22 protein-coding genes are annotated in these 23,758 nt (G+C 70.3%); 7 read left to right on the top strand and 15 right to left on the bottom strand.

Annotated features, from left to right (window positions below):
* The first annotated feature begins 109 nt into the window (after positions 1-109).
* On the top strand, positions 110-814 hold the full coding sequence (locus H4N58_RS20855) for an ATP-binding cassette domain-containing protein (RefSeq protein WP_370465464.1): 705 nt from the start codon (positions 110-112) through the stop codon (positions 812-814).
* Positions 811-2,559 carry an ABC transporter ATP-binding protein gene (locus H4N58_RS02165; protein ID WP_167001341.1) on the top strand — a complete coding sequence of 583 codons (1,749 nt, stop codon included), beginning with the start codon at positions 811-813 and terminating at the stop codon, positions 2,557-2,559. Before H4N58_RS20855 ends, H4N58_RS02165 begins: the two co-directional genes overlap by 4 nt.
* A 72-nt stretch (positions 2,560-2,631) precedes the next feature.
* On the opposite strand, the gene H4N58_RS02160 is transcribed toward H4N58_RS02165, so the two are convergent.
* The 3 genes from H4N58_RS02160 to purF all read right to left on the bottom strand — a co-directional run bounded on the left by H4N58_RS02160 (position 2,632) and on the right by purF (position 5,546).
* Positions 2,632-2,826: a DUF3073 domain-containing protein gene (locus H4N58_RS02160; RefSeq protein WP_167001340.1), complete on the bottom strand. Its 195-nt coding sequence runs from the start codon at positions 2,824-2,826 to the stop codon at positions 2,632-2,634.
* Between the two features lie 138 nt (positions 2,827-2,964).
* Positions 2,965-4,014, bottom strand: coding sequence for a phosphoribosylformylglycinamidine cyclo-ligase (gene purM, locus H4N58_RS02155; RefSeq protein WP_208322240.1), 1,050 nt, complete (start codon positions 4,012-4,014; stop codon positions 2,965-2,967).
* Positions 4,015-4,031: 17 nt separating this feature from the next.
* Positions 4,032-5,546, bottom strand: coding sequence for an amidophosphoribosyltransferase (purF, locus tag H4N58_RS02150; RefSeq protein ID WP_167001339.1), 1,515 nt, complete (start codon positions 5,544-5,546; stop codon positions 4,032-4,034).
* A gap of 61 nt (positions 5,547-5,607) precedes the next feature.
* Here purF and H4N58_RS02145 point away from each other — a divergent pair, with 61 nt between their 5' ends.
* On the top strand, positions 5,608-6,075 hold the full coding sequence (locus H4N58_RS02145) for an SRPBCC family protein (protein WP_167001338.1): 468 nt from the start codon (positions 5,608-5,610) through the stop codon (positions 6,073-6,075).
* On the opposite strand, the gene H4N58_RS20495 is transcribed toward H4N58_RS02145, so the two are convergent.
* Positions 6,047-6,172 carry a hypothetical protein gene (locus tag H4N58_RS20495; protein ID WP_255490689.1) on the bottom strand — a complete coding sequence of 42 codons (126 nt, stop codon included), beginning with the start codon at positions 6,170-6,172 and terminating at the stop codon, positions 6,047-6,049. The genes H4N58_RS02145 and H4N58_RS20495 overlap by 29 nt on opposite strands.
* Positions 6,173-6,381: 209 nt before the next feature.
* Here H4N58_RS20495 and H4N58_RS02140 point away from each other — a divergent pair, with 209 nt between their 5' ends.
* Complete coding sequence (locus H4N58_RS02140; RefSeq protein WP_167249210.1) at positions 6,382-7,953, top strand: long-chain-fatty-acid--CoA ligase; 1,572 nt, start codon at positions 6,382-6,384, stop codon at positions 7,951-7,953.
* Between the two features lie 305 nt (positions 7,954-8,258).
* Here the strand turns inward: H4N58_RS02140 and H4N58_RS02135 are convergent, their stop codons facing one another.
* Positions 8,259-9,392 (bottom strand): hypothetical protein, encoded by a 1,134-nt coding sequence (locus H4N58_RS02135; RefSeq protein ID WP_167249212.1) that lies wholly within the window; start codon positions 9,390-9,392, stop codon positions 8,259-8,261.
* 110 nt (positions 9,393-9,502) lie between these two features.
* Positions 9,503-10,840, bottom strand: a complete 1,338-nt coding sequence (locus H4N58_RS02130) for a dipeptidase (protein WP_167249214.1) — start codon at positions 10,838-10,840, stop codon at positions 9,503-9,505.
* 21 nt (positions 10,841-10,861) lie between these two features.
* On the opposite strand from H4N58_RS02130, the gene H4N58_RS02125 reads away from it, so the two are divergent.
* Positions 10,862-12,184, top strand: coding sequence for a glycoside hydrolase domain-containing protein (locus H4N58_RS02125; protein WP_167249216.1), 1,323 nt, complete (start codon positions 10,862-10,864; stop codon positions 12,182-12,184).
* Between the two features lie 10 nt (positions 12,185-12,194).
* Here H4N58_RS02125 and H4N58_RS02120 read toward each other — a convergent pair whose 3' ends face one another.
* The gene (locus H4N58_RS02120) at positions 12,195-12,569 is read right to left on the bottom strand and encodes a sterol carrier family protein (protein ID WP_167249218.1); all 375 of its coding nucleotides are present in this window, start codon (positions 12,567-12,569) and stop codon (positions 12,195-12,197) included.
* Positions 12,569-13,420: a patatin-like phospholipase family protein gene (locus H4N58_RS02115; protein ID WP_167249220.1), complete on the bottom strand. Its 852-nt coding sequence runs from the start codon at positions 13,418-13,420 to the stop codon at positions 12,569-12,571. The genes H4N58_RS02120 and H4N58_RS02115 overlap by 1 nt, the downstream gene beginning before the upstream one ends.
* A gap of 91 nt (positions 13,421-13,511) precedes the next feature.
* Here H4N58_RS02115 and H4N58_RS02110 point away from each other — a divergent pair, with 91 nt between their 5' ends.
* Positions 13,512-14,552, top strand: a complete 1,041-nt coding sequence (locus tag H4N58_RS02110; protein WP_167249222.1) for an NAD(P)-dependent alcohol dehydrogenase — start codon at positions 13,512-13,514, stop codon at positions 14,550-14,552.
* 85 nt (positions 14,553-14,637) lie between these two features.
* On the opposite strand, the gene H4N58_RS02105 is transcribed toward H4N58_RS02110, so the two are convergent.
* The 4 genes from H4N58_RS02105 to H4N58_RS02090 form a co-directional block, all read right to left on the bottom strand.
* On the bottom strand, positions 14,638-15,570 hold the full coding sequence (locus H4N58_RS02105) for an AEC family transporter (protein WP_255490713.1): 933 nt from the start codon (positions 15,568-15,570) through the stop codon (positions 14,638-14,640).
* A 98-nt stretch (positions 15,571-15,668) separates the two neighbouring features.
* Positions 15,669-17,321, bottom strand: a complete 1,653-nt coding sequence (locus H4N58_RS02100) for a cation acetate symporter (RefSeq protein ID WP_167249226.1) — start codon at positions 17,319-17,321, stop codon at positions 15,669-15,671.
* Positions 17,318-17,656, bottom strand: a complete 339-nt coding sequence (locus H4N58_RS02095) for a DUF485 domain-containing protein (protein WP_167249228.1) — start codon at positions 17,654-17,656, stop codon at positions 17,318-17,320. The genes H4N58_RS02100 and H4N58_RS02095 overlap by 4 nt, the downstream gene beginning before the upstream one ends.
* Before the next feature lie 181 nt (positions 17,657-17,837).
* Positions 17,838-19,343, bottom strand: coding sequence for a glycosyltransferase family 39 protein (locus H4N58_RS02090; protein WP_167249230.1), 1,506 nt, complete (start codon positions 19,341-19,343; stop codon positions 17,838-17,840).
* 209 nt (positions 19,344-19,552) lie between these two features.
* On the opposite strand from H4N58_RS02090, the gene H4N58_RS02085 reads away from it, so the two are divergent.
* The gene (locus tag H4N58_RS02085; protein WP_167249233.1) at positions 19,553-21,010 is read left to right on the top strand and encodes a DEAD/DEAH box helicase; all 1,458 of its coding nucleotides are present in this window, start codon (positions 19,553-19,555) and stop codon (positions 21,008-21,010) included.
* A gap of 7 nt (positions 21,011-21,017) precedes the next feature.
* Here H4N58_RS02085 and H4N58_RS02080 read toward each other — a convergent pair whose 3' ends face one another.
* Genes H4N58_RS02080 through H4N58_RS02070 form a run of 3 tightly spaced genes read right to left on the bottom strand, consistent with a single transcriptional unit; the run spans position 21,018 to position 23,729 of the window.
* The gene (locus H4N58_RS02080; protein WP_167001325.1) at positions 21,018-21,698 is read right to left on the bottom strand and encodes an SIMPL domain-containing protein; all 681 of its coding nucleotides are present in this window, start codon (positions 21,696-21,698) and stop codon (positions 21,018-21,020) included.
* Between the two features lie 22 nt (positions 21,699-21,720).
* Positions 21,721-22,287, bottom strand: a complete 567-nt coding sequence (locus tag H4N58_RS02075; protein ID WP_208322836.1) for a GNAT family N-acetyltransferase — start codon at positions 22,285-22,287, stop codon at positions 21,721-21,723.
* Positions 22,284-23,729 (bottom strand): NAD(P)/FAD-dependent oxidoreductase, encoded by a 1,446-nt coding sequence (locus H4N58_RS02070; protein ID WP_167001324.1) that lies wholly within the window; start codon positions 23,727-23,729, stop codon positions 22,284-22,286. The genes H4N58_RS02075 and H4N58_RS02070 overlap by 4 nt, the downstream gene beginning before the upstream one ends.
* Between the last annotated feature and the right edge of the window lie 29 nt (positions 23,730-23,758).

The raw sequence follows: 23,758 nt of genomic DNA, 5'->3' as shown, positions 1-23,758 counted from the left end.
GCACATCGGCGCGCAGTTCGCGACCTCGTACGCCTCGGCGAAGCGCGTCGCCGCCTTCCTCGCGACCCCCCGCCTCGTCCCGCCGGGCACCGGGTCACCCTCTGCCGAGATGCCGTACGTCCTCGAGCTCACCGAGGTGGGCGGAGGCAGGCTGCGCCACGTGGACCTGCGCGCGGAGCCCGGCGAGCTCGTCGGCGTCGTGGTCGACGACCCGGCGGCCTCCGACGCGCTCGTCGACCTGCTCGCCGCCGAGGCCGAGCCTGAGTCGGGAGCCGTCCTTCTCGGCGGTACGCCGCTGACCGCGCTCGACGTCGACGCGCGCCGCGAGGTGCTGCTGACGGCCCGGCACCAGGTCGACCTGTTCGACGGCACGGTCGCCTCCAACGTCGACCCGCACGAAGCGCTCGACGACGCCGCCGTCCGCTCGCTCCTCGAGACGGTCGCCGCCGACGACCTCGTCGCCACCCATCCGGCTGGCCTCGCGCGGCCGGTCCGCGTCGACGGCGCGCTCTCGGGCGGCCAGCGTCAGCGCCTCGCCCTCGCGCGGGCGCTCGCGGCTGACGCACCGATCCTCGTGCTCCAGGACCCGACGTCCGCGGTCGACGCCGTCACCGAGCAGGAGATCGCCGCGCGGCTCTTTGCACGCCGGCACCACCAAGGGTCCCCGCGCGCGACGGTGGTCTTCACCAGCAGCCCCGCACTGCTCGCCGGCGCAGACCGGGTGGTGGTCGTGATCGACGGTCGTACGGTCGCCTCCGGGCGGCACGCCGACCTGCTCGACCGGCCCGACTACCGAGAGCTGGTGCTGCGATGACCCGCCGCATCCTCCCCATCGCCTCCCGCCGCGACACGACGCGTCTTGCCTGGGCGCTGCTGCGCCAGCGGCGCGGACCGCTGATCACCTCCGCGGCCGCGTTTGCGCTCGCAGGCGCACTAGGCCTGGTCGCCCCGTGGGTGCTCGGCGACCTCGTCGACGTGATCAGCGACGGCGACGGCGACCGTACGACCGTCCTGCGCGGTGCCGCCGTGATCGCCGCCGCCGGGCTCGGCGCAGGCCTGTCCGCCGGGGTCGCCATCGCGGCGCTCGGCCATGCCGTCATCCCCGCGCTCGCTCGGCTGCGCGAAGAGGTCGTCGCGCGCGCCCTCGACCTCGAGCCCGACCGTCTGGAAGAGGCCGGGCGCGGTGACGTGCTCGCACGCGTCGGCGACGACGTCCGTACGGTCAGCACCTCGCTCGACGAGGGCGTCCCGATGACGATCGATGCACTCGTCGCCATCGGGTTCACCGCCGTCGGCCTGTCCGCCCTCGACTGGCGGCTCGGGCTTGCCGGCCTGTGCGCGATCCCGGTCTATGCGCTGGGGCTTCGCTGGTACCTCCCCCACTCCGGGCCCCGTTACCGCGCAGAGCGGGTCGCCGAGGGCGAGCGGGCAGAGGCGCTGCTGACCGGCCTGCAGAGTGCCTCGACCCTCCGCGCCCTGCGGTACGAGGATGCCTGGCGAGGACAGATCGAGAACCGGTCGTGGCAGGCGGCAACCGTGGCGATCGACGTCTTCCACCTGCTCACCCGGTTCTTCGCGCGGAGCAACAGGGCTGAGCTCATCGGCCTGCTCATGGTGCTCGGGACGGGCTTCCTCCTCGTACGAGGCGACCTCGCGACGGTCGGCGCGGCGACCACGGCCGCGCTCTTCTTCCACCGGCTGTTCAACCCGATCGGCGGGCTGCTCGCGACGTTCGACCAGGTGCAGGCGGCAGGGGCCTCGTTGGCGCGACTGGCCGGGCTGGCGCTGCTCCCCGCGAGCGACGCCGCGAGCCCGCCGGCGACAGCCACGCGTCCCGCCCTCGACCTGGCGGCGATCCACCACCAGTACGGCGAGGGCGACGAGATCCTCCACGACGTCTCCCTGCACGTCGCACCCGGCGAGAAGGTCGCCCTCGTGGGCGCCACCGGTGCGGGCAAGAGCACGCTCGCGCTGATCGCAGCAGGGCACCTCGTCCCCTCCCGCGGCAGCCGCACGCTCGACGGGACCTCGTACGACGACATGGGCGCGCAGGACGTCCGAGCCCGCGTCGCACTCGTCACGCAGCAGGTCCACGTCTTTGCCGGCACGGTGCGTGACAACCTCACGCTCGCGGCCCCGGAGGCTGCCCCCGACGCGGTCCAGGACGTGCTGGAGCGTACGCGCGCGAACGGGTGGGTCGCGGCGCTTCCGGACGGCCTCGACACGGTTGTCGGGGCGCACGGGCACGCCCTCACGCCCGCCCAGGCACAGCAGATCGCTCTGGCCCGTGTCCTCCTCGCCGACCGCCCCGTGGTCGTGCTCGACGAGGCCACCGCCGAAGCCGGATCATCCGGCGCGCGTCAGCTCGACGACGCAGCGGCGGAGGTCCTGCGCGGGCGTACGTCGCTCGTCGTCGCCCATCGCCTGAGCCAGGCCGTCACCGCCGACCGGATCGTCGTCCTCGACCACGGCAAGGTCGCCGAGGAGGGCACGCACGAGGAACTGCTCGCGTTCGGCGGCCAGTACGCCACGCTGTGGTCGTCCTGGTCGCGCGCCTGATCTCCGGGGAGATCGCCCGCCCCACACGTGACGCAGCCCGCGGGGATTCCCGGCGGGCTGCGTCAACGAATGTCAGTTCGGGGGGCCTGTTTCGCTTTCGGCGAAGTCGGCGTACTTCTCGAGAAGCTCGGGGTCCGGCTCTTCGACCTGGCCGTCGGGCTCACCATGGAGCTCGCGCTGCAACTGGTCGAAGTCGGTGTCGAGCGTCTGATACTTCAGGTTGCGTGCAACCTTCGTCTGCTTGGCTTTTGCACGGCCGCGCCCCATAGGGTCCGACCCCCTCGCGAAGTCTCGGAATGTGGTTTCTCGTAGGGGTAAGGCTACCTGTTCGCCCCAATGATGCGCGAACCGACCCGGCGGCTTGCCTCCGGGGACTCCGGGGCGCCGTCAGGTATGTGACATAGATCACACTACGCGGTAGTCACCGACCAGCTCGACCTCTCCGCCTGCACTATCAAGCACCTCGCCGCACGGCCACGCGTCCACTCCCTGGGCGCTCAGGACCTCGACGGCACGCTCAGCATCGGCGGCACCGACGAGGGCGACCATGCCGACTCCCATGTTGAGCGTCTGCTCCAGATCCGCACGACTGACCGACCCGAGCTCGCCCACAAGACCGAACACGGGACCCGGCGCCCACGTCGAACGCTCCACCCGGACCGACAGGTGCTCCGGGAGGACCCTCGCGAGGTTGGCAGCAAACCCGCCGCCCGTGATGTGCGACATCGCGTGGACATCCGTACGGGCTGCCAGCTCGAGGCACGGCTTGGCGTAGAGCCGCGTGGGCGTCAGCAGAGCCTCGCCCAGCGTGGAGCTGAGCTCGGGCACCTCGCGCTCGAGATCCCAGCCGGCGACGTCGAAGAACACCTTGCGCACCAGCGAGTAGCCGTTGGAGTGCAGCCCGGACGACGCCATCGCGATCACGACGTCACCCGCCTCGACCTTGTGGGCGCCGAGCAGCGACTCGGCCTCGACCACACCGGTCGTGGATCCTGCGATGTCGTACTCGTCAGGCCCGAGCAGGCCGGGGTGCTCCGCCGTCTCGCCACCGAGCAGCGCGCAGCCGGCCTCCTCGCACGCCTGGGCGATGCCCTTGACGATCGCGGCGACCCGCTCCGGCACGACCTTGCCGGTCGCGATGTAGTCGGTGAGGAACAAAGGCTCCGCCCCGCAGACGACGAGGTCGTCCACGAGCATGCCGACGAGGTCGTACCCGATCGTGTCGTGCACGTCCATGCGCTGGGCGATCACGACCTTGGTGCCGACACCGTCGGCCGAGGTCGCCAGGAGCGGGCGCTCGAACCGCTTGAGCTGTGAGGCGTCGAACAGCCCGGCGAACCCGCCGATGCCGCCGAGGACCTCGGGGCGGCGGGCCTTCTCGACCCACTCCTTCATCAGCTCGACGGCCCGGTCTCCGGCCTCGATAGAGACTCCGGCGCTTGCGTACGACGTCACGTGCGACCCTCCGCCGCTCAGGGGTTGACCATGGTCACGGAGACGCGGTCGTCCGCGTGCTCCTCGGGCTCGAGCAGGTTCTTGCCGACGAGGCTGCCCTCGGGCAGCGGGACGGGATACTCCCCGTCGAAGCACGCGCGGCACAGGTTGGCCTTGGGGACGTTGGTGGCGTCGACCATAGCCTCGAGCGAGATGTACGACAGCGAGTCGGCGTCGATCGAGCGGCAGATCTCCTCGACGGAGATGCCGTTGGCGATCAGCTCGGCACGCGTCGCGAAGTCGATGCCGTAGAAGCACGGCCACTTCACCGGCGGGCTGGAGATGCGGACGTGGACCTCCGCCGCACCGGCCTCGCGAAGCATCCGTACGAGCTGGCGCTGGGTGTTGCCGCGGACGATCGAGTCGTCGACGACCACGAGGCGCTTGCCGGCGATCACGTCGCGCAGCGGGTTGAGCTTGAGCCGGATGCCGAGCTGGCGCAGCGTCTGGCTCGGCTGGATGAACGTACGGCCGACGTAGGAGTTCTTGACGAGCCCGTGGCCGAACGGGATGCCCGAGGCCTCCGCGTAGCCGATCGCGGCCGGCGTGCCGGACTCCGGGACCGGGATCACCAGGTCGGCCTCGACGGGCGCCTCGGCGGCGAGGCGGCGCCCGATCTCGGCGCGGACCGAGAAGACCCGCTGCTCGGAGATCTGGGTGTCGGGGCGCGCGAGATAGACGAACTCGAACACGCAGCCCTTGGGAGCGGGCTCGGCGAAGCGGTGCAGACGCAGCCCGTCGGCGTCGATCGCGACGAACTCGCCGGGCTCGATCTCGCGGATGAACGAGGCGCCGACGATGTCGAGGGCCGCCGTCTCCGAGGCGACGACCCAGCCGCGCTCGAGGCGGCCGAGGACCAGCGGGCGGATGCCCTGCGGGTCACGCGCGGCGTACAGGGTGTCGTTGTCCATGAAGACCAGCGAGAAGGCCCCGCGCAGCTGCGGGAGCACCTCGAGCGCCGCATCCTCCAGCGAGAGGTCCTCGTACGAGGCCAGCAGCGACGCCATGACGGCGGTGTCGCTCGTCGCGAACTCCCGGACACGTCCGACGAGCTCGGAGCCGGACTCGGCCGTGCGCTTCTCGAGGAGGTCGGCGAGCTCGGCGGTGTTGGTGAGGTTGCCGTTGTGAGCGACAGCGACCGAGCCGTGGACGGTGGGCCGGAACGTCGGCTGCGCGTTCTGCCAGACGCTCGCGCCGGTGGTCGAGTAGCGGTTGTGGCCGATCGCGAGGCTGCCCTGCAGCGACTCCAGCGTCGCCTCATCGAACACCTGCGAGACCAAGCCCATGTCCTTGTAGACAAGGATCTGCGAGCCGTTGCTCACCGCGATGCCCGCCGACTCCTGGCCGCGGTGCTGGAGGGCGTAGAGCCCGAAGTAAGAAAGTTTGGCTACTTCTTCGCCTGGAGCCCAGACTCCGAAGACACCGCAGGCATCCTGGGGGCCGACGTCGTGGGGGTCCAGGTCGTGGGTCAGACGACCGTCTCCGCGAGGCACGCCTCAAGTGTAGGTGTCGAACCCGAATGCGCCGCATCGGCGACCCCTTCACCCTGGACCCATGGATGCAGACCGACTACGAGCCGTCCGCACGATCGACGCCTCTGCCGCCAAGATCTTCGCCGTGCTGACCGATCCGTACGAGCATCCGGCGCTGTCGGGCGCGGGCGATGTGGTCACGGTCGTGGCGGCGGAAGTCCCGCTGCGACTGGGCTCGGAGTTCCGGATGAGGATGCGGCGCGGACTGCCGTACGAGACGCGCAACGTGGTCGTGGCCTACGTCCAGAACCAGACGATCGCCTGGCAGACCACGATGCTCGGCGGGCTGGTCGGAGGGCGCGTGTGGCGGTACGACCTCGAGGTCGTACCGGCGGGGACGATCGTCACCGCCACGTGGGACGTGTCGGAGGACAAGCAGCGTTGGCTGCTGCTGCGGGGCGGCATCGGGGCGAAGACACAGCGTCAGATGACGCGCTCGCTCGCTCGCCTCGCGGGGCGGGTCACCGGCTCGGGCGGTCCCAGAAGATGAAGAAGATCGCAATGATCAGGATGGGGATGCCCACCGCGACTGCCCCGACGACGGGTTGCGGGATGTTCACGGCGGCGTAGATCTGGTCGAGCGGCACGTCCTCCAGCGTACGTGGGGTCTCGACAGGCTCGACCGCCGGACCTCCGCCGGTCGAGCCTGTCGAGACCCCTCCGCCGGTCGAGCCCCCTCCGCCGGTCGAGCCTGTCGAGACCCCTCCGCCGGACCACCCTTGCCTCGCCCTGTGAGCCGTGTCACAGTCTTGCCACTGCCCGACGCCACACCCGCGCCGCACCGAGGAGTCCGTCCATGACCGCAGCCCCTCCGACGCCCACGTTCCTCGACGACCGCCTCGCCTACTGGGCGGACGCCACTCCCGACGCTGAGTGCATGGCGTACGGCGACCGGGCGTGGACGTACGGGGAGTTCGACGAGCGGGTGCGTCGCGCCGCTGCAGGCCTGCGCGACCTCGGTCTCGGGCGCGGCGACGTCGTCGGGTTCCTCGACAAGAACCACCCCGCGTGCGTCGAGATCACGCTGGCCGCCGCATCTCGCGGGATGGCGACGGCGATCGTCAACTGGCGCCTGGCGGGCGACGAGCTCGACTACACGATCAACGACTCCGGCGCACGCGTCCTGTTCGTCGGCACCGAGCTCGCGCCCGCGATCGAGCTCATCCGCGACAAGCTGCCGCACGTCGAGGAGATCATCCAGGTCACGCCGGACGGTGCCGAGGGCGACGAGTACGAGGCGTGGCTCGCGGCGACCGAGCCAACGGGGCCGTCGCCCGACCACACACCCGACGACGTCTGCCTCGTGATGTACAGCTCGGGGACGACCGGACGACCCAAGGGCGTGATGCTGACCCATCGGGCGATGGTCGCGCACACGATCAACGCGCACGACGGATGGGCGCTCGGGCCCGGCGACAAGAGTCTCGTCGCGATGCCGCTGTTCCACGTCGGCGGCACCTCGTACGTGCAGTTCGCGCTCCACGACGGGTTCCCGAGCATCATGACGCGCGAGCCCGACCCGGTCTCGCTGGCGACGGCGATCATGAAGGGCGCGAACTCCGCCTTCCTCGTGCCCGCCGTCGCGCAGATGGCACTGTCCGGCGGGCCGGAGGCGGTCGCGCTGTTCGGCAAGCTCAAGTTCTTCACGTACGGCGCCGCGCCGATGCCGCTGCCGCTGCTGCGGCGCGCGATGGAGGCGTGGCCCGACACGCAGTTCATGCAGGTGTACGGCCTGACGGAGGTGTGCGGCGTCATCACGCACCTGCTCCCCGAGGCACACCTGGACGACGAGCACCCGGAGCGGCTCATGTCGGCGGGCGTGCCGATCCCAGGCGTCGAGACCCGCGTCGTCGACCCGTTCTCGCTGGAGGACGTGCCGGAGGGCGAGGCGGGCGAGCTCTGGTTCCGTACGCCGCAGCTGATGAAGGGCTTCCTCAACAAGCCCGAGGCGACGGCCGAGGTGATCATGCCGGACGGCTGGTTCCGTACGGGCGACGTCGGTCGGTTCGTCGACGGCTACGTCTATGTCGAGGACCGGATCAAGGACATGATCGTGACCGGCGGCGAGAACGTGTACTCCCCCGAGGTCGAGCGCATCCTGACCGGGCACCCGGCCGTGGCGGAGGTCGCGGTCATCGGCGTGCCGGACGAGCGGTGGGGCGAGAGCGTGAAGGCCGTCGTGGCGTTCCGCGAGGGCGAGTCGGTGACCGAGGAGGAGCTGATCGCGTTCACCCGCCAGCAGCTCGCCGGCTACAAGTGCCCGCGCACGATCGACATCGTGGAGCTCCTGCCGCGCAACCCCTCGGGCAAGATCCTCAAGCGCGACCTGCGCAAGTCGTACTGGGCGGAGACCGGCCGCCAGATCTGACGGCCGCTGGACGTACATCCCGACTTGCACCGCCAAGGCGCCGGTCGGCCAGCCTGGCGACTCGGCTCCAGGCCGGGGGTGGCGCCCCCAGCTCGTCCACGGTTTGCCACGCCAACGCAGGAACCCGCGGTTGGCGCGGGAGGCCCGCCGCGCCAACCGCACGCAACCACGTTGGCGTGGCAAACCGAAGGGGGGACCACGGCCGTCAACGGGTCTGGCGTACGACCCGACAGAAGGACCCGACGTTTCAGCCCCATATCAGGGGTGAAACGTCGGGTCCTTTTGTCGGGTCTTGCGTCAGGCCCTTACTTCTTGACCTTGACGGCCTTCGACTTCTGGACGACCGACTTGTAGCCGGGCTTGGTGTAGGTGACCTTCACCGAGATCTTCTTGCCCTTGAACGACTTCTTGAGCTTGAGGCTCTTGGCCTTCGCGCCCTTGATGGCCTTGCCGTTCTTGAGCCACTGGTACGAGACCTTCACACCGGCGGCCTTGCCCGGCTTGGCGGTCAGCTTCTTGCCGACCTTCGCCTTGCCCTTGATGGCCACCTTGCCCTTGACCGCGAACGACCCGGCGGCGACCTTGCCGACGGAGACGTTCGAGACGCGCGTGACGTAGCCGACCTTCGTCGCCGTCGACCGAACCGCCACGGTCTTGCCGAGGTCAGCAGGCTTCACGACGTACGAGGCACCCGCTCCGGCAGCCTTGCCGTTGACGAGCCACTGGTACGCGACGCTGCTGGCGGGGTTGGTGGTGCCGCCGCTCGCGACGATGCGCTGTCCGACGACGGCCTTGCCTGTCGCCTTCAGCGCCGTGGCGGGCGCAAGCGCCGCCGGCGGGAGGACGTCGACCGTGGCGATCGTCGGGACGGCGCCGTCCAGTGCGCAAGCAATGTCAGCGCCGATGAACTTCCCACCCGTGAAGGGGACCAGGAGGATCTCTGCCGAGAGGTCAACCGCGCCCAGCGCGATCGAGACGTCGTTCCCCGAGCTCGTGGGGATAGCCGGGAAGGTGATGCTCGCCGGCCACGTCACAGAGCCTGCGGCCGGGACAGTGATGTCAGCATCCGCAACCTTCAGCGTCGCCGGGGTCGCGAGCGCGACACCGTTGACGAGCACCGGCACCTTGGCCGTGACCCCCTTCACCTGCATCGCGCGCGCGCGTGCAAAGTCGCTCCAGGAGTTGCCCCATGTCCAGGTCACGTCAGCGGCCGTGACGGTGACGGGCTGCCCCTGATGGACCTGCGTCGGCGCGGTGGCGTTGAGGCTGAGCTTGGCGTCATACCCGCCGAAGCCGAGATCGGGGATACTGCAGATGTAGTTCGTCGTTGTCGCTTCCGCAGCCTGTGCCGCGGTCACCGGGAGTGCCGCGAGCGCCCCTGCGACCAGGGCACCGGCCGCGATCATGCCCGCACCACGGCGGGTCGGAGTCGTCTTCATGTCTTCTCCTTCCGCGGCCACCTCTGCAGCAGCCGTTGAGAAGAACGTAGAACGAATTCGTGGAAGATATATGGTTACAGATATATCTTCTCACTGGTTGAGCCGAGCACTCACCTCTCTGCGAGCTTGCTCAGCAGCAGCGTCTCCGCGAGACAAACCCTCGCAAACTCCCCCAGATGCAGCCCTTCGTCGATGCCGTGAGCCCGCGTGTCCGGGTCCTCGACACCGGTCACGAGCACCGCCGCGCCGGGATAGCGGTCGGCGAACTCCGCGATGAACGGAATCGACCCACCGACCCCCATGTCGATCGGCGCAACGCCGTCCCACGCCTCGCGGAACGCCTCGCGCGCGGCGTCGTACGCGGGTCCGGTCGCGTCGACCTCGTACGCGTCTCCGCGGTCGTTGGGCGTGACCGTGACCTTCGCTCCCCACGGCGCGTGCGACTCCAGGTGGGCGACCAGCGCGTCCATGGAGGCGTCGGTGTCCGAGCCTGGCGCGATCCGCATCGAGACCTTCGCCCGCGCCCGTGGCACCAACGTGTTTGATGACTCCGCGATCGACGGCGCGTCGATACCGATGACCGCGATCGAGGGCTTGGCCCAGAGCCGCTCGACGACCGAGCCCTTGCCGATCTGCTCCACCCCCGGCAGCACGCCCGACTCAGCGACGAGGCGATCCGCCGGATACTCCACATCAGCCGCCATCGTCGCGTGCAGCCCGGCGACCGCGACCTCGCCGGAGTCGTCGTGCAGCGTGGACAGCAGCCGCGTCAGCACCATCAGCGCATCGGGGAAGACGCCACCCCACATGCCGGAGTGGACGGAGTGCTTCAGCGTCTCCACCTCGACGACGCAGTCGACGAGACCGCGCAGCGTCGTCGTGAGCGCTGGCGTACCGATGTCCCAGTTGCTTGAGTCCGCGATGACGATGACGTCGGCGGCGAGACGCTCGCGGTACGTGTCGAGCAGCGCACCGAGGCTCGCCGAGCCCGACTCTTCCTCGCCCTCCACGAAGACCGTCACGCCGACGGGCGGCTCGCTGTCGTACGCCCGAAACGCCGCGAGGTGCGCCGCGATCCCGGCCTTGTCGTCGGCGGCACCCCGGCCGTACAGGCGCTCTCCACGCTCGGTCGGCTCGAACGGCGGTGAGGTCCAGGCAGCGGGGTCACCGGTGGGCTGGACGTCGTGGTGCGCATAGAGAAGGACCGTCGGGGCCCCCTCGGGGGCCGGGTGGTTGGCGATCACCGCGGGACCGCCGCCGGCCTCGACGACGTCGACCTCCGCGAACCCCGCGTCCCGCAGCAGCGCGGCGACCGCGTCGGCGCTGCGCCGGACGTCGGCAGCCCGTGCCGGATCGGCACCGACGGACGGGATGCGTACGAGGTCCTTCAAATCCGAGAGGACCGAAGGCATGATGCTATGGAGTCGTTGCACCGCTTCAGGGCTCATGTCGGCACCATACGGGGGACCATGTCCATGCATCTCGCACGCATCCGCCACGCATCCAGACGAGGGCTCACCGCGGTCGTCGCGTCGCTCGCGCTCGCCGCCGGGCTCCTCGCCCCGGCGCTCGCCGCCAGCCCGGCCCACGCGGTCGCGGCCCCGGGCAACTTCACCGGGTTCGGCTTCGACGCGTGCACGGCGCCGACCCAGGCGCAGATGGATGCCTGGTGGGTCTCGTCGCCGTTCGCGGCGGTCGGCGTCTACATCTCGGGCTCCTCACGTGCCTGCGCCCAGCCGGAGCTCACCCGTGCCTGGGTGTCGACCCAGGCGAAGCGCGGGTGGCGCCTGATGCCGCTCCACGTCGGGATGCAGGCGCCCTGCTACACCGGCAACAAGCAGAAGATGTCGACAAACCCGACAACCGCCCGCGCCCAGGGCATCGCCGCCGCCAACGAGAGCGTCGCGGCGGCGCGTGCGCTCGGCATCGGCAAGAAGCGCGTTCTCTACCTCGACATCGAGGCGTACCCGATCTCCAACGCCACCTGCGACAACGCGGTGCTCCGCTTCCAGGACGGCTGGACGGCACGCCTGAAGCAGCACGGCTACAAGTCCGGCCTCTACTCGAGCGCCTCCGCGGCCATCGCCTCGATGAACGCGCTCAAGGAGGCGGGCGTTCGCAACTACCACTACCCGCACCACCTCTGGATCGGCTGGTACAACGGCAAGCCCAACACCAAGGCCGAGCCGTACCTCGACGACGCGTACTGGGCCAACCACAAGCGCATCCACCAGTACGTCGGCAACACCCTCGCCCGCTACAACGGCGTCACGATCAACATCGACCGCAACTTCCTCGACGTCGGCAAGGGCTCCAACCCCACCAAGCCGAAGGCGCAGTGCGGGACCCACAAGATCAGCAAGTACCGCACCGTCAAGCCCGGCCAGCGCCGCCCCGACCTCGCGCCGGCCGTGAAGTGCCTGCTGCGGCAGCGCGGCTACTTCAAGGGCTCCACGAAGAGCAAGGTGCACAACGCCAAGGCGCAGCGTGCGACCAAGCGGTTCCAGAAGGCGCACGGCATCAAGCAGTCCGGGACCGTCACCCGCCGGACGTGGGTGGCCCTGCTCTCCGACGGCTCGAAGCCGGTGCTCAAGCGCGGGTCGACCGGCAAGTACGTCTACCGGCTCCAGCGCTCGCTGACCGCCGCACTCGGCCGGTCGGTGCCTCGTACGGGGCTGTTCGACACCACGACGGAGAAGGCGGTGCAGGCCTACCGCAAGAAGGTCAAGCTCCCGGGCTGGCGCACCGCCGAGCCGAACCTGTGGGCGTCGCTGCAGGCCGGCAGGCGCTGACCGGGCTCGATCACACCAGCGGCAGGTACGGCGTCAGGTTGCTGCGCTCGCCCGACGCGTGGACCCGTCCCGCCGCGACCGTCTCCCCCCACGTCGTACGCCCGGTGGCGAGCGCGATCCACGTGGCGGGGTCCATCTCGACGACCGCCGGAGGGGTGCCGCGGGTGTGACGCGCCCCGGGGATCACCTGCACGGCGGCGAACGGAGGCACCCGTACCTCGACGCTGTTGCCCGGCGCCCGCTGGTCAAGCAGCGCCAGCAGGTGCTTCGTGGCGGCCCGCAGATCGGCCGGCGTCGCGTCGGTACCGGACTCCCGCGCCTCGTCGAGACGCGCGGCCAGCTCCGCCCACTGCTCCTCGCTCAGCGGGGTGAGGCGTCGCGCCATCAGCCCCACACCTCCGCGACCTGCGCAGCGATGCCCGTCGCCTGGACGAACCCTGCCCGAGCCGTCGCTGCCCGCGCGGCGGGATCGAGCACGTTCTTGCCGATCGCGCGCCGTGCCTCGGCACGGGGGGCGACGACGGTCGTCCGCCCGCTCACCTTGCGCAGCTGCGCGGCAGCACCGCGTGAGGCGGGAAACGAGCTGGCCAGCGGCGTCAGCGCGACGACCCGGTCGTACGAAGCGGCCAGGTCGGCGTTCGCGGACGAGCGCGTCCCGCCGTCGATGTAGCGCCGCCCTTCGATCGACACCGGCGGGTACACCCCCGGCACTGCGCAGCTCGCGGCGACCGCGCGCACGAGCGGCACACCGTCTGCCGCGCTGAACACACGGAACTGCCCCGACGCCGCATCGACGGCCGTGACGCGCAGCTCGCGCGTGGGCCAGTCCTGCGAGACGAGGCGGTCACGGATCACTGCGATGCGCTCGTCCTCCGACGGCAGGCGACCCGACTCCGCAGCGCGGACGGCGTACGCGCCGAGACGACGCCCGAGCTCCTCGAGATCGCGCCCGGCCCGCAGCGCCGACCACACCCACTGGGCGGTCACGGCGCGGCCGATCGCGGACATCGGCTCGGGCCCGTGCGTCCCGAGCGGCGCGAGCTGGCGGGCGTACAGGGCTTCGGTCGTCGCCCCGTTGGTCACCTGCGCCCCCACGACGGAGCCCGCCGACGTCCCGACGACGAGGTCGGCCGAGGTCAGGTCGAGGCCGGCCTCGGCGAGTCCGTGCAGCATCCCGATCTCCCAGGCGATGCCGGTGATGCCGCCACCGCCCAGGACCAGCGCGCGTGAGGTCATGCGCGCCATTGTGCCGGAGGGGTCTCGACAGGCTCGACCAGCGGAGGGGGCTCGACCGGCGGAGGTGGGGGTGCCGACTTAGCGTGGACGGATGCGCGCACTCCAGTACCTCGAGATCGGGCAGCCTCCTCGTGTCGTGGAGATCGACACCCCGGAGCCGGGCCCGGGCCAGATCCGCCTCAAGGTCACCGCCGCCGGTGTCTGCCACTCCGACGAGTTCGTGATGAGCCTGCCCGAGGAGGCGTACACGTTCGGGATCCCGCTCACCCTCGGCCACGAGGGAGCAGGCACGGTCGACGCCCTCGGCGACGGGGTCGCCAACCTCGAGCTGGGGACGTCCGTCGCCGTCTACGGCCCGTGGGGCTGCGGGCGGTGCCACGCCTGTGCACGCGGCGCGGAGAACTCCTGCCCGTACGCCGCCGAGCTCGGCATCGCGCCGCCGGGTCTGGGCGCGCCGGGGGCGATGGCGGAGTACATGATCGTCGACGACGCGCGACACCTCGTGCCCCTCGGCGATCTCGACCCCGTCCGCAACGTCTCGCTCACCGACGCCGGGCTGACGCCGTACCACGCGATCCGGACGTCGATGCCCAAGCTCGTCGCCGGAAGCACCGCCGTCGTCATCGGGACGGGCGGGCTGGGGCACGTCGCGATCCAGATCCTGCGCGCCCTCACGGGCGCACGCGTGATCGCCCTCGACGTCAACGAGGAGAAGCTCGCGCTCGCGAAGGACGTCGGGGCCCACGAGACGGTCCTGTCGAACGCGGACGCTCCCGCGGCGATCCGAGGTCTGACCGGCGGGCTCGGCGCCACCGTGGTCTTCGACTTCGTCGGGGCACCGCCGACTGTCACGATCGCCTCGGCGTCGGTGGCGATCGAGGGCGACGTCCAGATCGTCGGGATCGGCGGCGGGACGGCGGCTGTCGGGTTCGGGGTGACCCCGTACGACGCCACGTTCCGCTCCCCGTACTGGGGGACGCGCAGCGAGCTGATCGAGGTCTTCGACATGGCGCACCGCGAGCAGGTCCATGTCAAGATCGAGACGTACTCGCTCGACGACGCGCCGCGGGCGTACGAGCGGCTGCATGCCGGGCAGATCCGCGGGCGTGCGGTGGTCCTGCCGAACGGGTGAGGTTTCGACAGGCTCAACCACCGGGCCTCGGTTTCGACAGGCTCAACCAGCGGGCCTCGGTTTCGACAGGCTCAACCACCGGGTCTTACGCCAGTAGGGCGGCGATCGTCAGGATCGTGACGAACGAGAGGACCGTGGTCGCGAAGACGACGTCGCGCACGACGGGCACCGCGCGGTCGTACCGCACCGCGGTCACGAACACGTTCTGCGCCGTCGGCAGTCCGGCGACCACGACGACCGCGAGCAGCGCACTGCCGTCGAGCCCGAGAAGGAAGCGCGCCACGACGTAGGCGACGAGCGGCTGGACGACCAGCTTGAGCATGCTCAGCACAGCGACCTGACCGCCCGCACCGCTCGCCCCCGGCTTCGGGCCGAGCCGCAGCGAGATGCCGAACGCGATCAGCATGCCGGGGATCGCGAGGCCGGCCAGCAGGTCGATCGGATCGGCCACCCATCGCGGCACCGACACCCCCGACACAGCGACGACCACGCCGATCAGGGCGCCGACGGTGACGGGGTTGCGAAACGGGCGTGACAGCACCGAGAGCACCGTCGGCCGCTCCCCCGAGCCGGACTGGTCGAGCACGACGAACGCCAGCGGCGCGATCACCAACAGCTGGAGCAGCAGCGCGCCGGCGACCGCCGACGCGTCGCCGAGGACGTAGATCGCGATCGGCAGGCCGAGGTTCCCGGCGTTCACGTAGCCCGCCGTCAGCGCGGACAACGTCGCATCGCCCCACCCGCGCCGCCACCGCCAGCGCGCGAGGGCGAGCGCGATCGCCGCGACGACGACCACACTGACGGCGTTCGCCACGAGTGCCTGCGACAGCGCACCCGCCACGTCGACCTCGGAGAGCACCGAGAAGAGCAGTGCCGGGCTGCCGACGAAGAAGACCAGCCTCGACAGCATCCACTGGTAGTCGAGCGTGACGACGCCGAGGTGGGCGAGGACGAACCCGACGGCGATCACCACCGTGATGACGCCGAACCCCTCGAGAACCCCGATCACACCCACCATCCTCACCGACGCGGCCGCGCGGACGTACAACTCCCCGTTCTCGCGCGCCTGCCGCACGGGAACGGGGGAGCTGTATGCCTTGGTGGCCGCTCAGCCGCTCACTCGGCGCCGGCTCCGGTCATCGACCGGACCTCGAGCTCGCGGTACTTCACCGGATCGGCCTTGGACTTCGAGGTGACCGTGCCCAGCCAGCCGAGGAAGAAGCCGATCGGGATCGACACGATGCCGGGGTTCTCCAGCGGGAACCAGCTGAAGTCCACGCCCGTGCCGAACAACGACAGGCTCTCTCCGGTCTCCGGGTTGACCTTGCCCGACACGACGGGCGAGAAGAACACGAGACCGACCGCGGAGATCAGGCCGCCGTAGATGCTCCACGTCGCACCGCGCGTGTTGAAGCTCTTCCAGAACAGGTTGTAGATCAACGCCGGGAGGTTCGCCGACGCCGCGACCGCGAAGGCGAGGGCGACCAGGAAGGCGACATTGAGCGACTGTCCCGGGATCGCCAGCGCGATGGCGACGCCACCGATCACGAACGCCGCGATCCGCGCCACCTTCACCTCGTCCTGCCCGGAGACCTTGCCCTTCTTGATCACGTTGGCATAGAGGTCGTGGGCCACCGACGACGCCGACGCGAGGGTCAGCCCCGCCACGACCGCAAGGATCGTCGCGAACGCCACCGCCGCGATCAACGCCAGCAAGATCGCGCCGCCCGTCGACCCTTCGCCACCGCCGACAGCTTCGGCGAGCAAGGGTGAGGCGAGATTGCCTCCGGACTCGGCGACCTTCGCGTACTGGCTGTCCGACAGCAGCGCCGCTGCGCCAAAGCCGAGGATCAGCGTCATCAGGTAGAACGTGCCGATCAGGCCGATCGCCCAGTTCACCGAGACGCGGGCCTGCCGCGCCGTCGGGACCGTGTAGAAGCGGATGAGGATGTGCGGCAGTCCGGCGGTGCCGAGGACGAGCGCGATGCCGAGCGACAGGAAGTCGAGCTTGCTGGTGAAGTCAGCGCCGTACTTCAGGCCCGGCTCGAGGAACGCCTGCCCGTGACCGGAGTTGCTGGCCGCCGTGCCGAGCAGCTCGGAGAGGTTGAAATTGAACTTCGCGAGGACGAGCACGCTGATCAGCAGCGTGCCGACCATGAGGAGGACGGCCTTGACGATCTGCACCCAGGTCGTGCCCTTCATGCCGCCGACGACGACGTAGAAGATCATCAGGATGCCGACGCCGACGATCGTGAGGTTCTTCAGCGTGTCGCCCTCGACGCCGAGCAGCAGCGACACGAGCGCGCCGGCGCCGACCATCTGGGCCAGCAGGTAGAAGATCGAGACCACGACGGTCGAGACCGAGGCCGCCGTACGGACGGGCCTCTGTCGCATCCGGTACGCCAGCTGGTCGGCCATCGTGAAGCGGCCAGAGTTGCGCAGCAGCTCGGCGATCAGCAGCAGTGCCACCAGCCAGGCGACGAGGAATCCGATCGAGTAGAGGAATCCGTCGTAGCCCGACAGGGCGATCGCGCCCGAGATCCCGAGGAACGACGCCGCCGACATGTAGTCGCCGCCGATCGCGAGACCGTTCTGGAAGCCGCTGAACGAGCGGCCGCCTGCGTAGTAGTCGGCCGCGGTCTTGGTGTTGCGGCTCGCCCAAAAGGTGATGGCGACCGTCAGCAGCACGACGCCGACGAACAGCACCGTCGTCAGTGTCTGGTGCCCGCCCTCCTCGCCCGCCGCGAGGATCACGTTCGTCCCGCTCATCGGGCGACCTCCTCGTCGAACTCGGCGCGCAGCTCGTCAGCGATCGGGTCGAGGTTCTTGGCGGAATACTTCGAGTACCAGACGGCGATCGCAAACGTGGTCACGAACTGCAGGAGGCCGAAGACCAGGGCCACATTGATGTTGCCGACCAGCTTGGTCCCCATGAATCCGGGAGCCCAGTTGGAGCAGACGACGTAGAGCAGGTACCACGCCATGAAGCCGATCGTCACGGGGACGACGAAGCTCAGGTACTTGCTCTTGAGGGTGCGGAACTCCTCGGTCGCATGGATGCGTTCGTACGCCGCATCCTGCGCCGCGCTGGTTCTCTCGATCACGGCTTCGCCTCTCGGGGTGCACGGTCAGGGCTCTTCGCGTGAACCTAAGGCGGCCGACTTGCTGTGTGCCAGATCACATGCGCGGGGGTCGGTGGGCGCGTCCGAGCGGTCGGCGTACGGTCCCGCACGTGCGACGAGCGGTGGCGCTGAGCCGTTGAACGGCACGCCTGACGAGTCGCGCTCAGTCGAAGTGCTGGAGCTCGTCCCAGAGCTCCGGCCACGGGTGCAGCGGCCCGCGACACACCCCAATGGGCAGCCCTTCTTCTTCGTTGTCGACGTCGGTGCCGTTCGCGAGCCGCCCCACGACCTCGCACCCCTCGAAGAGCATGCGGGCCTGGGCAAACTGCCCGCCCACGACCACCACCGTCTCGGTGTCGCTGGGCGGTCGAGCCTGCTCATGGAGAGCGTTCTGCCCGCTGTACGGGGTGGGCAGGCCGAGCGCAGGCCCATACCGGTCGATCGCCCCCGCCTCGCCGTAGTTGGACGTGAAGATCGCCGCGCGCTCGCGCTCGTCGCTCGGCACCGTCTCCCAGACGTCGGCGACCTGACGGACGTACGTCGGCCAGCCGATCTGGTCGACGACCGTCGTGTTCATGTCCGGGACGGGCGTGCTGGTGAGGGCGCTCACGGGGATCACGGGCAGGGAGACGGCGACGCTGACCGCCGCGTAGACGGTGAGCGCAGCGCCGATCGCGACCCGTACGGCGACCGACGAGCGGGCAAGCCACGCGGCGGCCGGCACCCAGCCGGCGGCGAAGAGCACGGCAAGGAGACCCGCCGGGTAGTAGAACTGCGCTCCGCCGACGTACGTCAGCACGAGGACGACCACGAACGCGACGACGAAGGCGCGCAGCACCCGCCACTCCGGTCGCCGCCAGAGCGACACCGACCCGACCACCCAGATCGCCGGGAAGAGGATGAAGAGGAACGGCCACATCATCACGCGGACCTCGTCGGCGTTGTTCTCGGCCAGCGCCGCCCCCATCTCGAGCTGGGGGAAGTCGTTGACGACCTGGTAGACGAGATTCGGCATCCCCACGACCGCCGCGACAGCGCCGCCGGCCCAGAACCACCCCGAGCGGAGCACGCGTCGAGGACCGACGACCGCGAGCCCGACGACAAGGCCGAGCACCCACCACGGGATCAGCAGCCGCCCGTACGTCGCCAGGCCCACCGCGACACCGACCGCCAGCCACCACCGCGCGTCGTCCCGCAGCAACGCACGGATCGCGAACCACGACGCGACCATCCAGGCGAGAAGGTCCGTCGACGTCGTCACCAGCACGTGCCCGGCCACCAGCGGGAACGACGCGAACGCGAAGGTCCACGCGCACAGTCCTTGCGCGAGCGCCCCACCGCCGAGCTCGCGGGTGAGCGCGGCGGCGACCAGCGTCGAGGCGACCACGGCCACGATCGCCGGCAGGCGCACCGCCCACGGCTCGTCGGCGACGAGCTCGGTCATTGCGTTCGCGAGGAGCGGGATCAACGGCGGCTGGTCGACGTAGCCCCACGCCGGATCGAGCATCCGGAAGTAGAGCTCGTCGCGGTGGAACCCGTACCGGTTGGCCGTCGCGAGCAGGACCACGGCAAGGGCGGCCGCGGCCGAGAGCACGGGAACGCGCGCGTACGGCGGGACGGGATCGGTGACCGGCCCGCCTTCTCTGGTCGCACGGGCCGTCGTGCCCATGCCCTGCAATCTAGGGGACTACCGGCTCAGGCCGCCGTGTGACGGCCACCACTGAATTCGTCACGTGCTCAGTCATGCGGGTATTGTGGAGAGCAGGACGCACCCTGCGTCCGCGGTCGTCTGCTCGAGCGGCGCGCACCATGCGCCCTCCCGTCCTCATTCGTGAGTGGCTGCAATCACGGCCACCCCCACGATAGAAGGACACCTCTGTGCCCACCTTCGCCGACCTCGGCGTGCCTGCTCCCCTCGTTGACTCCCTCGCCCAGCGCGGGATCACGACCCCCTTCCCCATCCAGGCGGCCTCGCTGCCCGACACCCTTGCCGGCCGTGACGTCCTCGGCCGCGGCCGTACGGGCTCCGGCAAGACCGTCGCCTTCAGCCTCCCGACGCTGGCCGTGCTCGCGTCGAGCGAGCGCCCGCGCCGCTCGAAGCAGCCCCGCGCACTGATCCTCGTCCCGACGCGCGAGCTCGCCGTCCAGGTGCTCGAGACCCTCGCCCCGCTCGCGAAGGCGATCAACCTGCGCGCGATGACGATCTTCGGCGGCGTCGGTCAGAACCCGCAGGTCGCCGCACTGCGCAACGGCGTCGACGTCGTCGTCGCGACCCCCGGTCGCCTCGAGGACCTCATCGCGCAGGGCCACTGCGATCTGCGCGCAGTGGAGGTCACGGTGCTCGACGAGGCCGACCACATGGCCGACCTCGGCTTCCTGCCCGTCGTCAAGCGTGTCCTGGACCAGACCCCGCGCAACGCGCAGCGCATGCTGTTCTCGGCGACGCTCGACAACGGCGTCGACGCGCTGGTGAAGCGCTACCTGACCTCGCCCGTGACGCACTCCGTCGACGAGGCCACCTCGCACGTGCCCGACATGGAGCACCACGTCCTCGCCGTCGCGCACGACGACAAGGCCGCGGTCATCAACGAGCTCGTCGGCGGCGAGGGCAAGACCCTCGCGTTCACGCGGACGAAGCACGCCGCCAAGAAGCTGGCCAAGAAGCTGACCGACGCCGGGATCCCCGCGGTCGACCTCCACGGCAACCTCAGCCAGAACGCCCGCCAGCGCAACCTCGCGGCGTTCTCCGACGGCTCGGTGCGCGTCCTGGTCGCCACCGACATCGCCGCCCGCGGCATCCACGTGGACGACGTGTCGCTCGTCGTGCACGTCGATCCGCCGTCCGAGCACAAGGCCTACCTGCACCGTTCCGGCCGTACGGCACGTGCGGGCGCTTCCGGCATCGTCGTCACCGTCGCCACCAGCGAGCAGCGCCGCGACGTGCGTTCGCTCATGCGTGCCGCCGCGATCAAGCCGACCGAGCACGCCGTGGCACCGGGTGCGGAGATCTTCGCCGAGCTCGTCGGCCCGCAGGCCGACCGGATCGCGCCTCCGCCCGTGGTGGCGTCGCAGCCCTCCGCCAACGGCGGTCGTGGCAACGGCCGAGGCCGTGGCGGCCAGGGCGGCAACGACGTCGCACGCAACCGCCGCCGCCGCAGTGGTGGCGGCAGCGGCACGGGGAGCGCCTCTTCCGGCGGGAACAGCTCGCGTAGCGCGGGTGGTCAGCGCGCGGGCAGCGGCGCGCAGCGTTCCGGGTCGGGCTCCGCGTCGGGCGGTTCGCGTACGGGTGGCGCAGCGGGATTCTCGTCCCAGGCGCGCACCCGCCGCGGACGCTGACGCTGGATCAGATCGTCGCGCCGGCCTCGAAGTCGGCCGTGACGACGGCGGTGACGTCGATGTCGTCGGGCTGCAGCTCGAAGCCGCCGCCGTTGCCGCCGCCCCCGGCGGCGGCGCGCATCGCCACGCCCGGGCCAGGAGCGCCACCGCTCCCGATGTGGGGTCGCAGCCCGTCCTCGTACAGGGCGGTCAGGCGGACGGGGCCGAGCCCCAGCGCGTCCGCGTAGGCCTGCGCACGCGTGACGGCATCGAGTGCGGCGGCCGCCCGTACCTCTGCGACGACGCGGTCGCGGTGTGCCTCGGTCAGCGCCCAGTCGATCGACCGGATCGTGACACCGGGCTCCAGCGACACCGCGCCGACCCAGGACGAGAGTGCCGCGAAGTCGGCGAACTTCACGTGGATCGCCGCATTCGTACGGAAGCGCCGGACCTTGATCTGGTCCTCGTGAGCGCTGGGCTTGATCCACTCGTCGTACGGGAAGGCGGCGACCTGGTCGGCGCCCCACCATGTCGCGGCACCGCCGGCGACCGCATCCTTGGCCTGCTCGACCAGCGAGGCATGGGCCTGCTCGGAGCGCGCCACCACGTCGGCGCGACGCTCTCCGGCGAAGCTCACGAGCACCTGGACGGTGCCGCGTTCGGCGGGGTGGCTCTGGGTGGCACGACCGGCGACGGTGATACGAGGCATGGCCGCACCCTAGCCGTACGAGTCAGGTGCGAGGCGGCTCGTCGCTGAGGATCCGCTGGAACAGCAGGTGGTCCTGCCAGCGGCCGGCGATGAACAGGTAGTCGCGCGCCTGACCGATGTGCGCGAACCCGGTACGCCGCAGGACGGCCTGCGACGCCTCGTTGTGGAGCAGCGTCGCGGCCTGGACCTGGTGGAGACCGAGGCCACGGGCGTGGTCGCAGACCGCGTCGACGGCCCTGGTCATCAGCCCGCGGCCAGTGTGCGCCGAGCCCAGCCAGTAGCCGAGGTGGCCGTTCCGGTAGGCCCCGGCGACGACGTCGTTGAGGTTGAGCGAACCGGCGACCGCGCCGTCGTCGGCAACGATCAGCGTCGTGATGCTGCGACCGGCAGCGTCGTCGGCCGTCCGGGCGACGAGTCGCTCACGCTCTGCAGCGTCGGTGAAGTAGCCGTCAGGCCTGACGGGCTCCCACGGCGCGAGATGCGTGCGGTCGCCCCGTGCCGCCGCCGCCAGCGCGGGAGCGTCGTCGGGTGTCGCTCGGCGCAGGACATACCCGTCCGTCAGCGCGACGTGCAACGGCGCGGCGCTCACGCGGTGCGGTCCGCGGACTCCTCGACGCGCTCGGGCGCCTTCTCGTCGGCCGGCCCGGCCGCCAGCTCCTCCGGCTTCGGCGCAGGCTCGACCCCAGGCACCTCGGCTGGCACAACCGTCTCGGTCAGCACCCCGACCGGCGTGCTGAGGACGGCCCTCGGCGGCGCATGCCGCGCGATGACCGGCGGCGTCTCGCCGACGATCGCGTTGTGGCCGCCCTTCCAGAAGATGTAGCGCGAGCCCAGGTTGATCATCGTCGCGAGCCGGTTGCGGTTGCCCAGCAGGAAGTACAGGTGGATGAGGATCCACGTCACCCAGGCAGCGAAGCCCGTGAGCTTGCCGAAAGGCCTGAGCTCGGCCACGGCGGAGCTGCGGCCGATGGTCGCCATCGTGCCCTTGTCGACGTACCGGAACGGCTTGTGCTCCTGGCCCTTGAGCCGCTTCTTGATGTCCTTCGCGATGTACTTGCCACCCTGGAGCGCCGGCTGCGCGAGCTGCGGCAGCGCCCGGTCGCCGTCCTCGACGGCGATGTCGCCCACGGCGTACACGTTGTCCAGACCCTGGACCCGCAGGTGATCGTCGACCATGATGCGGCGCCCACGCCCGAGGGGGACGCCCCAGTTCGCGATGATCGGGTGCGTCGTGATGCCGGAGGCCCAGATGACCATGTCCGCCGGGATGAACTCACCGTCGTTCACGACGACCCCGTCGGGTCGGACCTCCTTCACCGACGTCTCCAGACGAAGGTCGACGCCACGCTTCTCGAGCGACTTCTTCGTGTAGTTGCGCAGCTTCGGCGCGAACGGGCCGAGCACGTGCGGCGCCATCTCGACGAGCGTGATGTGGATGCGCTCGTTGTCGATCTCCGGGTAGGTCACCGGCATGTCGACGTTGCGCATCTCAGCCAGCGCGCCCGCCGTCTCGACACCGGTCGGGCCGCCGCCGACGACAATCGCCCGGAAGTCGGTGTTCTGGCCGTTGACCGCGGCGTCCTCGAGGATCTCGAACATCCGGTCGCGCACCGCCAGCGCCTGGGAGCGCTTGTAAAGCGGCAGCGAGAACTCCTCCGCCCCGGGGATGCCGAAGAAGTTCGCGGTGACGCCCGAGGCGATGATCAGGTAGTCGTACGAGAGCGTCAGACCGCCGTCGAGGCTGATCGTGCGGGTCGAGTGCTCCATCGAGACGACCGTGCCCTTGAGGAAACGTACGTTGTCCTGCTTCGCGCGGATCGAGCGGAGGAACCACGTGATGTCGCCGGGATTGAGCGTTGCCGTCGCGACTTGGTACAGCAGGGGCTGGAACGTGTTGTAGGTGTGCCGGTCAACCAGCGTCACGTCCACGTCGGCCTTGCCGAGCGCTCGCACCGCCGCGACGCCACCGAAGCCACCGCCGACGACGACGACGTGAGGTCGCGGGCGCGGCAATACCTGCGTTTCTTCCATGACTTCGAGCGTACGCCGCGGTTTCACCT

Source organism: Mumia sp. ZJ1417, from assembly GCF_014127285.1.
GTDB lineage: Bacteria > Actinomycetota > Actinomycetes > Propionibacteriales > Nocardioidaceae > Mumia.
The sequence above is the reverse complement of the archived record's forward strand: the minus strand, read 5'-3'. Positions and strand labels throughout refer to the sequence as shown.

Coding starts and splice junctions, on each gene's coding strand:
- H4N58_RS02105 (WP_255490713.1), bottom strand. CDS start 15,570: ATGGTGGGTGTGATCGGGGTTCTCGAGGGGTTCGGCGTCATCACGGTG.
- H4N58_RS02135 (WP_167249212.1), bottom strand. CDS start 9,392: ATGAAGACGACTCCGACCCGCCGTGGTGCGGGCATGATCGCGGCCGGT.
- H4N58_RS20855 (WP_370465464.1), top strand. CDS start 110: ATGCCGTACGTCCTCGAGCTCACCGAGGTGGGCGGAGGCAGGCTGCGC.
- H4N58_RS02080 (WP_167001325.1), bottom strand. CDS start 21,698: ATGCCTCGTATCACCGTCGCCGGTCGTGCCACCCAGAGCCACCCCGCC.
- H4N58_RS02140 (WP_167249210.1), top strand. CDS start 6,382: ATGACCGCAGCCCCTCCGACGCCCACGTTCCTCGACGACCGCCTCGCC.
- H4N58_RS02090 (WP_167249230.1), bottom strand. CDS start 19,343: ATGGGCACGACGGCCCGTGCGACCAGAGAAGGCGGGCCGGTCACCGAT.
- H4N58_RS02165 (WP_167001341.1), top strand. CDS start 811: ATGACCCGCCGCATCCTCCCCATCGCCTCCCGCCGCGACACGACGCGT.
- H4N58_RS02130 (WP_167249214.1), bottom strand. CDS start 10,840: ATGAGCCCTGAAGCGGTGCAACGACTCCATAGCATCATGCCTTCGGTC.
- H4N58_RS02120 (WP_167249218.1), bottom strand. CDS start 12,569: ATGGCGCGACGCCTCACCCCGCTGAGCGAGGAGCAGTGGGCGGAGCTG.
- H4N58_RS02100 (WP_167249226.1), bottom strand. CDS start 17,321: ATGAGCGGGACGAACGTGATCCTCGCGGCGGGCGAGGAGGGCGGGCAC.
- H4N58_RS02070 (WP_167001324.1), bottom strand. CDS start 23,729: ATGGAAGAAACGCAGGTATTGCCGCGCCCGCGACCTCACGTCGTCGTC.
- H4N58_RS02115 (WP_167249220.1), bottom strand. CDS start 13,420: ATGACCTCACGCGCGCTGGTCCTGGGCGGTGGCGGCATCACCGGCATC.
- H4N58_RS02125 (WP_167249216.1), top strand. CDS start 10,862: ATGTCCATGCATCTCGCACGCATCCGCCACGCATCCAGACGAGGGCTC.
- H4N58_RS02145 (WP_167001338.1), top strand. CDS start 5,608: ATGGATGCAGACCGACTACGAGCCGTCCGCACGATCGACGCCTCTGCC.
- H4N58_RS02160 (WP_167001340.1), bottom strand. CDS start 2,826: ATGGGGCGCGGCCGTGCAAAAGCCAAGCAGACGAAGGTTGCACGCAAC.
- H4N58_RS02110 (WP_167249222.1), top strand. CDS start 13,512: ATGCGCGCACTCCAGTACCTCGAGATCGGGCAGCCTCCTCGTGTCGTG.